Origin of the sequence: Xanthomonas sp. AM6 (assembly GCF_025665335.1) — a bacterium.
In the GTDB taxonomy this organism is placed as follows: domain Bacteria; phylum Pseudomonadota; class Gammaproteobacteria; order Xanthomonadales; family Xanthomonadaceae; genus Xanthomonas_A.
In genome coordinates this window covers 4,287,658-4,300,371 of the sequence record NZ_CP106869.1, presented here as the reverse complement: position 1 = coordinate 4,300,371, position 12,714 = coordinate 4,287,658, and the positions used below count along the sequence as shown (strand labels likewise).

Annotated in this window: 9 protein-coding genes; 4 read left to right on the top strand and 5 right to left on the bottom strand. The window is 66.2% G+C overall.

Annotated elements, in window-relative coordinates:
* Positions 1 to 112 precede the first annotated feature (112 nt).
* Together OCJ37_RS18375 and OCJ37_RS18370 are read left to right on the top strand one after the other, a co-directional pair.
* Entirely contained in the window at positions 113 to 949 is an 837-nt protein-coding gene (locus OCJ37_RS18375; RefSeq protein WP_263111132.1) for a hypothetical protein, read from the top strand.
* Between the two features lie 339 nt (positions 950 to 1,288).
* On the top strand, positions 1,289 to 3,244 hold the full coding sequence (locus tag OCJ37_RS18370) for a WD40 repeat domain-containing protein (protein WP_263111131.1): 1,956 nt from the start codon (positions 1,289 to 1,291) through the stop codon (positions 3,242 to 3,244).
* 619 nt (positions 3,245 to 3,863) lie between these two features.
* Here OCJ37_RS18370 and OCJ37_RS18365 read toward each other — a convergent pair.
* Positions 3,864 to 4,718 carry a TetR/AcrR family transcriptional regulator gene (locus OCJ37_RS18365; RefSeq protein ID WP_263111130.1) on the bottom strand — a complete coding sequence of 285 codons (855 nt, stop codon included), beginning with the start codon at positions 4,716 to 4,718 and terminating at the stop codon, positions 3,864 to 3,866.
* 316 nt (positions 4,719 to 5,034) lie between these two features.
* Between OCJ37_RS18365 and OCJ37_RS18360 the strand changes: the two genes are divergently transcribed.
* Both OCJ37_RS18360 and OCJ37_RS18355 read left to right on the top strand, forming a co-directional pair.
* Positions 5,035 to 5,721 (top strand): MipA/OmpV family protein, encoded by a 687-nt coding sequence (locus OCJ37_RS18360; protein ID WP_263111129.1) that lies wholly within the window; start codon positions 5,035 to 5,037, stop codon positions 5,719 to 5,721.
* Positions 5,722 to 5,810: 89 nt separating this feature from the next.
* Complete coding sequence (locus OCJ37_RS18355; RefSeq protein ID WP_263111128.1) at positions 5,811 to 5,993, top strand: hypothetical protein; 183 nt, start codon at positions 5,811 to 5,813, stop codon at positions 5,991 to 5,993.
* A gap of 13 nt (positions 5,994 to 6,006) precedes the next feature.
* On the opposite strand, the gene OCJ37_RS18350 is transcribed toward OCJ37_RS18355, so the two are convergent.
* The 4 genes from OCJ37_RS18350 to OCJ37_RS18335 all read right to left on the bottom strand — a co-directional run bounded on the left by OCJ37_RS18350 (position 6,007) and on the right by OCJ37_RS18335 (position 12,620).
* Positions 6,007 to 6,537: an alpha-lytic protease prodomain-containing protein gene (locus OCJ37_RS18350; protein ID WP_263111127.1), complete on the bottom strand. Its 531-nt coding sequence runs from the start codon at positions 6,535 to 6,537 to the stop codon at positions 6,007 to 6,009.
* A gap of 113 nt (positions 6,538 to 6,650) precedes the next feature.
* Positions 6,651 to 7,907, bottom strand: a complete 1,257-nt coding sequence (locus OCJ37_RS18345; protein ID WP_263111126.1) for a chymotrypsin family serine protease — start codon at positions 7,905 to 7,907, stop codon at positions 6,651 to 6,653.
* 326 nt (positions 7,908 to 8,233) lie between these two features.
* Complete coding sequence (locus tag OCJ37_RS21025; RefSeq protein WP_317633235.1) at positions 8,234 to 8,506, bottom strand: hypothetical protein; 273 nt, start codon at positions 8,504 to 8,506, stop codon at positions 8,234 to 8,236.
* A 1,555-nt stretch (positions 8,507 to 10,061) separates the two neighbouring features.
* The gene (locus OCJ37_RS18335; protein WP_263111124.1) at positions 10,062 to 12,620 is read right to left on the bottom strand and encodes a DUF1963 domain-containing protein; all 2,559 of its coding nucleotides are present in this window, start codon (positions 12,618 to 12,620) and stop codon (positions 10,062 to 10,064) included.
* Between the last annotated feature and the right edge of the window lie 94 nt (positions 12,621 to 12,714).

The following is a 12,714-nucleotide window of genomic DNA, read 5'->3' as shown; positions in this document are numbered from 1 at the left end:
GGAGGACGGTCATGCCGCTTGAGTGGAGGTCAGTGCCGGCGCGCATAGACATAGACGAGGCGCGCCTGATTCTGTTCAACTGGGTCGAGCGTCTTCGATGGAAAGCGAGCCAATGCGGTATCTCTATCCGAGGTGGGAGAGTGTTTTGTGGCTGACCATCAGCCTGTGCGGTGGACTTGTCGCCTGCAGTGGGAAGCCAAAGCCGCAATCCCTCTCGTTCGATGAGCGATCCATCCAGCAGGTAGAGATCCACTACGAACACAGCGGCTGGGACACGGTGAATGAAGAGTTCACCATCCGGCCGTTGCCGCAGGGTGGCTTCCAGATAAAGGGGTTTCTTGGGTCTGGCGGCAAAGCGCCCAGCGTGATCGATGCCAGGATTCAGGAGGCCGATTTTCGGAAGTTCCTTGGAGCAGTCGATGCGCCTGCATGGTCACGTCGAGAAGGGATTCACGAGATCGCGAAGACTGTCAGCACGCGACGTCTGCTTGTCTTCAAGCCAGTCACGCGCAGCCCGGCTTCCGAATGCGGTACCGAGGAGATTCTTGCGGCGGCACGTGCGGAGGTGGCGCGTGAGGGGGTTGAAGGCATCGTCGACGCGTCTTACGGCGATGGCATGCGATGGACGGACGATTACCCGTTTGTCGTGGTGCAGATTGTTTTCCGTAATGGGCCGCCAATCGTCATGTCGTCGAATTCGCAGATGGCGCTGATGCTGCCTTGGCATACCGGTGTTCCCGCTGGAAGACCGGTTGAGTCGTTGAAACAGAGCTGGTCGGTGCCGTTCAGTGGGTCTCTTCAAGCGCTATTGCCCCCGGAGTCCAGGCTCTTCCAGCGCCTCGATGGCATCGAGCGTATGAACCAACGCCTGCGTGGGAATCTTGAGAGGAGTGCAGAGCGAGCGTGCAGTTCTGCCAAGGAACATCAGCGTAGCCGTGCGTCCGGATAGAAACGCCGCGCTACCCAACGCGATCGAGTGATGGCGGGTTTGTCCTGCCTGATATTCCCGCATCGTGCGGTGATCGGTGAACGACGCCGCGAACTTGGATCCTGCGCTTTGTCCCATCCCCTATCAGCCGCAGGGCGGCCAAGGCCTCGGGCTTGAAGGATTGCCTAGGTCGGCCGACGAGATTTTCGATTAGGCCGGTAACATCCTGCGTGTCCTCGATCCGGCGCCAATTGCCTTTCCCTCGGGAGGCGTGGAGTGGCGACCCAAAATGCCCGGGATATCCACTATTATTCCGTCGCCGCTGTAGGAGCCGGCTAGGAATCCAATCAGGGGGAAGACATGAAGTCTGTAACAGGGATAGTGGCGCTGCTTTCCATGGCGGCCTGCCTGGGAGGCTGCGGGAATCTTGGACGGTCGGCGGAGGAGCGGATCAACGAGGCCATGCCTCCAAGTAGCGAAGTCTTGGCCAGCAAGTCACGGCTGAATGCAGTCGCGACATCGTTTTCGCAGGATGTGGCGCCACTCGAGGTGGAGTACCGGGCACGTTTGACGCAGCGCGCGCGCAGCTGCTCCGGTGGCTATGAGCCGTCCCTATTTGCCAGTGCGGAAGACATTCGCAACGGCCTGACCGACAAGGCCTGTTTTGCACGTGCTGACGACGCATTACGCCAGTGGTTGGGGTTGCGACGCGCTGGCCTGCTGCTGGCCGCTCCGCCATTGCGCGAAGTGCCGAAATCTCCACTGAGCGTCCTGACGGCGCCCAGCTACATCCAAGGCGTCAAGTTCGCTCCGCGCGCGGGCGTTGCGATGTTGGAGACGGCGGGTAAGCACATGGTCGTGGACATCGGTAGCGGCCAGGTGGTGGCGCAGGGCGAGGGGAGGTGGCTCACTGGCTCGTTCTCGCCCAATGGGCGTCTGCTGGTTGGCAGCAACGGCGATTCGCAGGCGCAGGTCAGCGAGACCGAGACCGGCGACATACTCGCGACCTTTCCCGTGCGGCAGCTCGACTTCCATTGGGTCGGCGACGTAGGAGCGATCTACGAGGCTCAAACGGAGCGTACGGGGGACAACGCCATTGCCGGAATCGTCTTCCTGGATTTCACGACCGGGACGACGTCCCCCGTTCCGATGGCAGCGGGTGGAGGCCTTGAGAACGTTCTGCCCGTGCCAGGGAAGCCGTTGCGCTATGTGTTGATGAAGTGGAAAAGCGCGGCGGAAATCGAACTGCGCCGCGGTTCCGGTGGCTGGACCGTGCAGTTGCTTTCCGAACGGGAAATGCCGGCTGGTGGATGGCGAGGTGCGGAACTGTCGTCCGACGGAACATTCGCGTTCTCCACCGCTGGCACAGTGAGGCGGATCCAGTTGCCTTCGTTGCAAATGTCGAGCGTCACGCTGGACCCGCTCAAGGTGAATTCGGTGACCACCACCCCGGATACCGATCGCCTGATACTGACAGGCTTTCTGACCAACGATCTTGATGGCAGCCAGGCCTACCTCTATTCGCTCAGCAAGCGCACCCTAGCGAAAATTGATTCTCCGCAGGCCAGCGCCAGCCGGGTGATCTATATCCAATCGGTGAACCGCAACGCCATCATCGATGGGTCGAGGATTGGCCTTGTGGATCAATTTGTGTCGCAACCACCGATGGACGCGAGCGCCTACCTGGAGATGCGCACTCAGGCGGTGGCGCAGACGAATGCTGCAAGAGCGGCGCAGATCCAAGGCGTGCTGGGCAAGCTGCGTGCCATGGACGTTCCGGCCCCGGGCAATCCTGCTATGACCGCTGAGCAGGCGCAAATGTGGGCGAGGCGGACTGCAATTTTGTTAGCAAGCCAGCGCCGGGGCTCCCAGGCTGCATCCACGCCGACGCTGACGCGGCCTGGGCCGCTGGCAGAAGTAGGCCGTACAGCGCGTATCGAGGCGGTCGGGATCTACGAGGGCGCCGATGCGGTGGCCGTGCCTGGTAACTCGCATCGCACCGGGACCGTCCATGTCCACGTGCGGCGCTCGGCAAAGCCCATCATCCTCGCGCTCAGTTCCTATGAGCCGGTGCGTTGGGTGCTGACGGTGGAGCCGGGCGCCAAGCTGGCAGCCGTGTTGAACAGTGGGTATGCCGAGTCCCAGGTGTACGGCGCGGGCAGCGCACGCGTTTATCAGATGGGAAGGATGTACGCCTACAAACGTAGCAGCGACGAGTACCGCGCACTGGATGCCGAGGTCACCCAGTGGGCCGGGAAGCCCATCGACGTGTTCCAGGGGCGCTACACCGGCCAGACGTTCCTCGTGGGCATGTGAGGCAGACCGGTGTGGGCCGGGGCAGGCGGTGGATTACGGCGCGTTGGTGACAGGCGCTCGATCAACGGATCGGTAAGGAAGCGGTCTTGAAGGTTTTTCACCTAGGTTGGAGGATCGGGAGCGGACCGCTTCGGCCGACGCAATGCACGGCGGCAGAATGGGGGCGCTTCGGTTCTGGCCGCACCGGTGGCGCACGTTCGACCTCCAGGCATGTGTGGAGCCGAGGCCGGCTCTGCGTGCGCCATGGCGCGCCACCGTGCCAGAGCTACTACCGCTGCAGCGGCTGTTGCTGCGGCACCGCAAGCGCCTCGGCCTCGATCCGCATTGGTACTCCAGCGATTGCGCCGGCTCCGCCTCTTTCGCCTTGTCGTCAACATCGTCGGTGGGACGCGATGGCGATCGCGCCCGTGCGTTCGTCGACTTAGCGGCATGCGCTGTCGGCAATGCTGCTTGGATCCTGGCCGCACTAGTGGCCGTGATCTGATTCAACTCCACGAAGGAGTTGGGTGCGCCGGGTTCTAACACGACCCGCAGCGTGCTGCCTGCAACGGCATGCGTTTCCGGCGCTATCGGCTCCGCTGCCGCCGGCGATGCGCCAGGTGCCGGCGGCGTCACCGGCTTACGGCTCCAGCAGCTGATGCAGCAGCTTGCGGTGCGTTTCCTTCATGCGTTCCACTTCTTCCGTGGCGGCGTCGCCGAACACCAGTTTGGCGACGCTGGCGTATACGAACGGGGTCATGGCGAAGTGGAAGTGTTCGCTGAGCGGGCTGCGCTTCATCCGACCCGCGGCCACCTGCTCGTCGACGATGGCCTGACGTTCGGCGCGGGCGTCGGCGTTGGATTCGTTCCACTTCGCCAGCACGTCCGGGATGCGATGCCCTTCGGCGATCATCAGCCGCAGGATGGCCAGGGCCTCGGGCGTGAACGAGGCATAGGTGGCATCGATCAGGTTGTCGATGAAGCCGGGCACGTCGTGGGTGTCCTCGATCTGGCGCCAGTTGCCTTCGTTCCTTCCCAGCGCGGACAGCGACCGCAGCAAGGTTTCGAAGATCTCGTCCTTGCTGGAGAAATGCACGTAGACGTTGGCCTTGGAGATGCCGACGCGCCGCGCAATCATGGCGATGCTGGTGGCGGCGAAACCCTGCGCGCTGAACTCGACCAGCGCGGCCTCCAGGATCTGTTTGCGGCGGACCTCCGGGGGCAGTCGCGTTCTTTTCTTCTTGGTGCCGTCCGCCGTTTCAGGCGTCTTTTTCGCGTTCTTCGTCGCCATGAGGCTGCCTCCATCGTTCGGCCGTTCCGGTCCCGGCAGACCAGTCCGGCAAGTCTGCGAGCGCGGCAAGCGACCTAGACCGGCCAGTGTAGCGGGTGGTGCCACGACGGCGGGCAGCGGCTGGGCCGCTATGGCACTGGTTGGCTTGCGCCGATGCGGTGCACGTCGGGTGCGGCGGTCGGCGGACGCAAGCTGAACGCCCAATTACCGTAGCCGGGTTTGTAATGACCACGCGGTCATTATAGCGTTAGGATTCCTACCGTCCGATCGGTCAGTAGTGCTGTGTTCCCACCACGCGACGCGGCGGCGATCGGGCGGGAGCAGCTGCCTTGCCGCCAGGGCGACCCCAACCGCTTGCCGGCCGCCGATGGCTGGCCCTATCGAGGATTCAAAGATGCGTCATGAGGGATCTCGTCGTTCGTCGCCAACCACATCGTCGCCGCGCGTTGCGCTGGGGTGGGCCGGTGTCCTTTCCATCGGGCTGGCCGCTGCGCTGCCCGCCGGCGCCCAGGAGGCCGAGGTGCCGGAGGCCAAGACATCGCGTTGGGGAATCGGGCTGGGCGCCGCGGTGATCGACCGCCCCTACCGCGACTACGACCAGGAAACGAAGGGCCTGCCGATCGTCTATTTCGAGAACCGCTGGACGGAGATCAATGCGGGGCGGTTCGACTTCAAGATCAACGACAGCGACGTGCTGAACTTCCGCGTGCGCGCGCGCTACGCCCTGGACGGCTACGACCCGGACGACTCCGATTACCTGAAGGGCATGCAGGAGCGCGACGACAGCATCTGGGCCGGCGGTGCGGTGACCTGGAACAGCCCGTTTGCCGAGATCTCCGCCGAGTACCTGGTGGACGTGATGGACAAGAGCGAGGGCGCGCGCGGGCGCGTGCAGGCCGAACACCGCTTCGGCATGGGTCGCTTCGGCCTGACCCCGCGTGTGGCCGCGGAATGGGTGGACGACAAGTACGTGGCCTATTACTACGGCGTGCGTCCCGAGGAAGCCACGGCGGCCCGTCCGGCCTACGAGGGCGAGGGCACGGTCAATGTCGAGGTGGGGCTGCGGCTGGACTACAGCCCTGCCGAGCGCCACACGTTCTTCGTGGACGTGGCCGGCACCCAGTTCGGCGATGGGATCAAGGACAGCCCGTTGCTCGAGCAATCGCGGCAGACCCGGATCTCCGCCGGCTATCTGTTCCGCTTCTGACACGACACCGACCGGCGGCGCACGCGACGTTGCCATGTCCTGGCAGCGCGCGTGCGACGCCTCCACCGAAGTTGCAGCTGGAGTGACGCATGTCTCCTGGATCTTCGAAGCGAAACCAGTCTTCCCCGCCGCACCAGGACAGTGGCTACTGGTTCGACTTGCCGGACATCAAACGGCGCAACGCCCGCCGGCAGAGAGTACGTCTGGTCGGAATCGCCCTGGCCGTGGCGGCGGCGCTGCTGATGTTCGTGCTGTTCGGCGACAGTGCCTGAGAACGCGGTGCCGCTATCGCTGCGGCACCGCAGGTGCCTCCACCTCGATGCGCACCGGCACTCCAAGCGACTGGGTCAGCTCCGCTTCCTTCGCCTTGCCGTCCGCACCGCCGGGTGCGACCGCGATGACGATCGCGCCCGTGCGCTCGTCCACGTAGCGGCCGTGCACTGTCGGCAGCGCCGCCGCGATCTTGGCGGTGCTGTCGGCCATGATCCGCTCCAATTCCGCGAACGAGTGGGCCGCGCCAGTTTCGAACACGACCTGCAAGGTGCCGCCTGCAACGGTGTGCGCTTCCGGTGCCACGGGTTCCGTGCCGGTGAGCCTGACCACGATCCGCTTCTGCTCGCGCTCGTAATAGAGCCCGGCCAGGCGTTCGGCGTACTGCGTGCGGATCCGCTCCACGATCGGGCCAGTGGCCGACTCCATCCGTTCGTCCGGCGTGGCGGCCGCCGGCGCCGTCGCGGCTGCGTCGGCCGGTGCGCTCGCTGGCGTTGGCGTGGTGTCGTCTGCCGCGCCGCAACCCGTTGCACCCAGGCACATCATCAATGCAATTCCCGGAACTCGCATGGTGCTTCCCACGTTCGCCAGAAGATCGGCCGTTTATACACCGGCCGATCTCCAATACACGCTGCGCAGCATCATGTCGCGCCTGCGCTTCACGGATAGAGCAGGTTGAGTCCCATGCTGTCGTAGGCCCAGTCGGTGCTGGTGTAGTAGCACGGGCTGCCGCCTGCCGTGGGCCCGGCGAAGTGGATGCCCGCGGCAAGCGTGGTGCCGGTGAACCACGGGCCGCCGCTGTCGCCGCCGATGCAGAACAGCGAGCTGCCGGCCACGCGCACGTACACCGCATTGCAGGCGGAGGTGTTGCTGGGGCCGCAGATGCTGCCCGGGTTGGCCACCGTCGACTGCACGCTGCCGCAGTTGTAGCCGCCGTTGCGTCCGTAGTGGCAGTGCACGGCGCCGGTCGTGGTCGCCGCGCGGGTGCGGCGGCCCGTCGCCGCGCGCCAGGCGTCGGCATAGAAGTAGCCGCCGAACGCGACGGCGGTGTTGCCCAGGCGCAGCAGGTCGGCATTGGCATTGGCCAGCAGCGCCACCTCGTTCAGCGTGTGCGATGCGCCGTCGATGCCGGAGTAGGTCTGTGCCGCGCCGGTGTCGCAATGCCCGGCGGTCAGCACGCCGTGCTGGTTGCTGGCCGCGTGGTTGACCGCGAAGCCCGTGGTGCACAGCGAGGAGATGCTGCCGCTGCCGTAGACCGCCTGCGTCACCGCACGCGGCGAGGCTTCGATGCGCACCGGTACGCCCGCGAGCTGCTCGAGTTGCGCGATCAGTCGGGCGGGGTTGCGGGTGCCCTGGTCCACCTCGACGACGATCGTGCCCGTGCGCTCGTCGACGTAGCCGGCGTGGATGCCGGATGCCTTCTCGCGCAGGCCCGTGGCCATGGCCCGTTCCAGCCCGTTGGCGAGCTGTGCGACGGTGTGCGTCGCGCCGGGTTCGAAGGTCACTTCGAGCGCATCGGTGCCGAAGGTGTGGAACTGCGGGCGAACCGCCTGGTCGCCGGTCAGGCGCACGACCAGCCTGTCGACCGGATCGTGTTCGAGGTACATGCCCGCGAGCCGATCGGCGTACTGCGTGCGCAGCGTGTCCGCCAGGTCGGCGGCGTGCTCCTGCACGTTCATGATGCTGCGCGCGCGTGCGGGATCGACATCCAGCGCCGCCGCAATGGCGGGGAGATCGTGCTCCACCGCCTGGGCACGTGTCAGCGCATCGCTCGGCGCCGCCTGCGGCGTCGCGGCGTTCGCGGCGCCTGACGCCAGCCCTGCCATGGCCGCTGCCAGGGCCAGGCCCATGCAGTGGACCTTGATCGTCTTCGTTCCTGCTGCCGACAGCCGCGCGCTCAACCATTCGAGGTTCATCGTCGCTCTCCTGTGGATGAAAGGCCGCGGGACCCCGCGACCGAGCCGACTGTAGGAAGCGCGACGCGCGTTATTCTGTGATGGAGAGGATGATCCGGCACACGCACGATCCGCTGTCTACGCCAGGTGCCACGGCATGGAATGCGCTTCACTGCGTCAGGATCGTGCGAACCGGCTGGGGCAATACCAGTGCCAGACCACGGCGTCGAACGGAAAGCTGCGCGTGTTCATCGGCCGCACGCTGCCTGTCGCCGAGCGCCGACGACTCAAGTCGTGCCCATGATCGACAGCCGATTCAGCTGTGCCGGCGAGGTGATTGACGCCGCTCAACCTGATTCTTGAGCTCGCAGGTGGCCGATCAGCAGTGCATGCAGCACCGGCGGCATCACCATGTCGCGCCGGCCTTCGTCCCACTGCTGCAGGAACGGAGCCACATGGTCGCGATGCCAAGGGCTGAGGCGCCCGCGCTCGGCCTGGCGTGTCCGCAGGCGCTCGACGATTGCCGTGGCACCGGCTTGGTCGCCATGCTGCAGGTGGTGGAAGACGAAGGCCAGCAACAGGCTGTCGGGGCTGTCGAACAGCACGTCCGGCGGTACCATGCCGTCGTCATCGCCATCTTCGAGCAGGTGCAGCAGGGTGTCGGCGCCGCGGGCGAAAAACGGCTCCGGGAACTGCTGGTCGATGAAGCCGAAGTAGTTCGCATCCAGTGCGGGCAGCGCGGCAATCAGGCGCTCGATGGCGGCGCGCAGCTGCGTATCGTTCCTGGAGGCATCCAGCGCCCATCCGCCGAAATCGCCGATGTCCGCGCTCTGCTTCACCTCCTCGGCAAAGAATCCTGCGGCGATCGCGTAGAAATGCAGGGCGTGCAATTGCGTGGTGGCCTCACGCCGTTGCCATGCCAGCAGTTGCGCGTGCTGCACGCCCGCCTGGATCATCAGCATGCCCTGGCTCATTTCATGGGTGGCCCAGACGAACTGGCGGCTGCCGTCGCGCTCGCGGATCCAACACCATTGACCGTCCCTGCTGGCCGGCACCGGCGACCAGCCGGCGGCCTGCAGGGCGGCGCCCAGCTCCTGCCCGACCAGCGCGGGAATCAGTTCGCGCACCCTGGCCTGCTGGATCAGCGCCTTGTCGCGTGCGGCGAGCAGGAGGGACGGCTTGCGCTTGGGCTCCAGGAAGAAGCGCAGGCCGAAGCTGCGTTCGACCTCGTCGCTCTCGCTGCTGTCCGTCAGCCGCGGCAGCGCCAGGTCCTGCGACACGCCACGCCGGCGCTTGAGCCCACGGCGCGCCGCCAACGCGCGGATTGCCTGGAGGTCGTCCGACGCGAGCAGGCCATCGAGCGTGGGCGCCACGCCGTCCTCGGCGGTGAATGTCTCGTCCAGCCAGCCGTTCGCCAGCAGCGCGTACCAGTCGGTGAACAGTTCGGTCTCGTCGGCCTGGTCGGCGAGCGTGAGCACGCTGCGCAACAGCGTCGGCAGCGGCAGGGCCTGGCCGGCATCGGCCTGCCGATAGAGCACACGCGCCCGGCCTTCCCATTCGAGGTAGCCCGCATCGTCATCGCGCCCGACCCAGCCCGGCTCGTCCGCGGCCAGCGCCTGCGCGCGCAGCCCGGCATCGGCGATGGCCTCCGCCGGCGTACGCACCAGCACGCCGTGACGCAGCAGCACCTCGGGCAGCCGGAACCAGGTCAGGCTGGTGTCGTAGCGCGCCTGCAGATGCAGCAGTGCGTGGATCAGCGCGGATTGGTTTGGCCCGTCCAGTGCGTTGCGGTCGACCAAGTGGATCGTGCTCTCGATCAGGTCCTCGATGGCGTGCTGCGACATCGTGCGTTCTCATGCGTCCGTGGCGTCCAGCGCAGCTTAGCCATCTGTCCTTTGCGAAGGCATGAATGCGCACAACGGTTGCCGCGGCGTGGATGACGCGATTTCGTAAGACAGCATCGGATGCGGGCGGCGAGACACGCCGCGAGCGCGGCGGCTGGATTGCCTGCGCGCACAAGTGACGCCGCGGTGCGTGGCGCATTGCCGTTCTGCCATGGCGACGCTCGCAGGAGTGAAAAGGAGCTACACCATGCGCGAAGCAGCAAAAGGTTCGCGATGGTGGAAGCGGGCAGCAGGGCGCGCCTGCTCCGATGCCCGTACCCAGGTCGCGCGCCTAGCTGCTCTCCAGCCCGCAGTACACGTTGGAGAAGTCCTGCTTGGCGAGGTCGCTCTTGTGGATCACGAAGTACAGCTCACCCGCGTCCCAGAAGCAGAAGCCGGGGTTCGCATCCGAGGCGACGCGCAGCAGCACTATGAAATCCTCCGGACGGCCGTGCAGGCGGTTGGCGGCCTCGCTGAGCGGGGTGTCGTGTTGCTTGAACACGTGGCTGTTCACGCCGTGCACCGGGGAGACGGTGGACTGCGCCGCCAGCCGATCGCGCAGCGATTCGACGAGCTCATATGCTTCCTCCAGGCCGTCCAGGCCCGCGGCCGCGCCCTGGTAGTACGCCTCGTCGGAATAGAAGTGCGGCACACTGATCCAACTGGCGGCGCTCGCGCGGTAGGGAAGGCTGCCGCCGTCCTGGTCGTCGACCAAGGTCGCGTCGCTCGCCAGGTCCGCAGCGGTCTGCAGTGCCGCGCGCGGGCCGGCGTAGTGGAAGACCTGCGGCGTGAGGTCTTCCTGGTCCGAGATGAAGAAGTACAGCACGCCCTCCCGCGGCAGGTAGGTCTGCAGCGGAGCCAGCTGCGCGCAGTCCAGTTGTGCGATGAACTGCATGGGCCGGACCGTACCGTCGAAGGCGGTGAAGCGCGGGTAGGGCAGGTCCGGCGGCAGGTCCGGCAGCCCGCCGAAGCGCGTGTTGCCGCGCAACCGGTAGTCGTCCGCCTCGTCCGTGGCCAGCGCGATTGCGCGCCAGGCCAGCGCGTGCATTCCGGGGTGGTGGGGCGACCACTGCGCGTCGCTTGCCAGCGCCTGCTCCAACTGCCGGGCCAGGCCCGGGTCGCTGCGCACGAAGTAGGCGTCGTCGTCGAAGGCGACCGTGCCTTGGCCGTCGGCGCCCTTGTAGCGGTAGTCCAGCAGGGCGTGCTTCTTCGGCAGTTCCAGTTCCAGCCGTTCGATGCACTCCAGGCCGGCGGGCAGCGCGGTCAACGGGTTGTTGGTGAGGTCCAGCCGTTGCAGCGCCGGCAACGCCGCGATGCCGGCAGGCACGGTCTGTAATTGGTTGCCTGCGAGCGATAGCGTCTTGAGCGTGGCCGGGAACGGCACCTCGGGCAGCTGCTCGAGGGCGTTGTCGTCCAGCACGCAATACATCAGCGGTAGCGACAGCAGTTCCGGCGGCACGGCGCGGATACCGCTGCCGGTGATGTGCAGGCGCCGCAATGCGCGCAACGTGCCGAGCGAGGCGGGAAGATGCTCGAGGGCCTTGGCCCTGACGACGCTCAGTTCCTCCAGGGCGGAGAAGCGGGCGATTGCGTCCGGCAATTCCCGCAATCCGTTGGCGCCGGCGGTTTCGTCGTCGTAGTAGATGCTGAGCGAACGCAGCGATGGATAGGCGTACAGCGCCTCCGGTAGCGTGGGCCCCGCCAGGTTGGAGAGCTGCGCGTGGCGCGGCACGCCATGCGCTGCGCTCGACAGCTCGTCCATCGAGCTGAAGCGGTAGTTCGACCAGTCCAGGGTCTCCGTCGCCAGCTTGTGTGCGATGCGTACGGGGTACCGATGGCCCGAGCCGTACGCCTGCAGGTAGCCGCTGAAGCCGACCCAGCCCTGTTCCAGCACCAGTTCTCCCCAGAGCTTGAGGTCGTAGCGCAGCCCGCCCGACCAGAGATAGGCCTGGTGGGCCGGCTCGCGATCGTCTTCGAAGCGGATGCGGCCGGTCGGTACGCCTGCGCGGTGGATGCCCTTCACCGAGAAGCGGAAATAGACTTTGGCATCGTCCACCAGATGCGCACGCGCGGCCGCGTCCGCCTTGCGCGCACGTGCTTGCAGGTCGATGACCAGTTCGTCGCCGGTGCTGCCCGCATTGCCGATGCTTGCCCCGGTCTCGCGCCGGAAGTCCAGCGACAGGTCGTCGATAAGAAAGACGTCGCGGCCATCCTCGGGAATGCGGAAGGGTTCCGCCGGTGCGGTCACGGGCGCGGGATGTCCATCGTCGTTGCCGTCCTCATCGTCCTGACTACCGAACATGTTCTGCAGCCAGGCGTCGTGTGCCGCCAGCGCGGCGGCGGGGTCGCCGGTCACGCGCAGGCTGCGCAGGGCGTCGTCGAGCACGGGAAAGTGCTCGGCCTCGGTGCCGGCCGGGCAGTCGCCCACGATGTCCAGATACAGTGCGTCGTCCAGCGGCACCATGGCGAACAAATACGCATAGCCGTTGCCCTGCACGGTCATCTGCAACGCAGGGCGGCCATCGATCGCCAGTTCCTGCTCGGCCAATACCGTGACCTCGCCGCGCCGGGTCCGGCACTGGGCGCGGAAGTCCACCCAGGGATCGGCCGCGGCCGCATCGGGCGGGGACTCGCGTTGCACGATGACGATGCCGAGCGAGACTTCGTCGTCGGCGACGGGATACGCCGCTTTGATGAACTGGCCGACCTGCCGCACGACAGTGAAGCGATCGGGCAGGTCGATGGAGAGGGCATCGGTCTGAACACGGCGCATGGGCGTGGCATCGGCAGCGGTTGAGTGGCCGCAGCTTACCTTGGTATTTTTGCGGTTGTCATGCGTGTGGAGGCGCATGGATCCCCACTCGCGCGCCGGCAAAGAAGTGCCGTGCGGCATCCGCGCAAGGAATTGCTGATGACGCCCCGCGCCCGTCTCGCATGCACGCTTT